This is a genomic window from Vibrio sp. 2033 (assembly GCF_033339735.1).
On the sequence record NZ_JAWOVC010000678.1, the window covers coordinates 1 to 556 of the forward strand.

Below are 556 nucleotides of genomic sequence, written 5' to 3' on the forward strand. Positions count from 1 at the left end.
CCTTCATAGCCCTGAAAACACAGCCAAGCTTGCCACGATTCATGGTATCCGCCCGTGCACAGTTTAGGCGCTAGCGCGATATCGGTAAGATGAATGACCGAATTAAGATTTAAAAAACCAGGGCTCGCCACTACTATCCAGTTTTCTTGGGTAAGTTGAACAGCCTGCTCTGATTGCCACTCTCCATAACCGTTGATGATCTCCACATCCGCAATGGCACTAGTATTCGGCACCGTGTTGGCAGTCGTTGAAATTTTTATCACGACATCAGGGTGCTGACGATGAAAATCAGCCAAGCGCGGCATTAACCATTGAGAACAAAAGCTGTGAGCGACATGAAGCGTCAGTTGAGTATTTTTCTGGCGAGCAAAAAGGTGTTGAGTTGCTACAGATAGCATCTGCAAAGTCTGGCTAACAACAGGCAAGTAGGCTTGGGCAACTTGTGTTAATAAAAGCTGCGCACCATTGCGCTCAAAAAGTATCGCGTTTAACTGAAGTTCCAACGATTTAACTTGCTGACTGACCGCCGCGCGAGTGACATTTAGCTCTTTTGCAG

Annotated in this window: 1 protein-coding gene; it reads right to left on the reverse strand. The window is 46.9% G+C overall.

Annotation, left to right across the window (positions count from 1 at the left end):
- A partial coding sequence (locus R7P74_RS28455) for a LysR substrate-binding domain-containing protein (RefSeq protein ID WP_318124043.1) occupies positions 1 to 556 on the reverse strand: 556 nt, incomplete at both ends.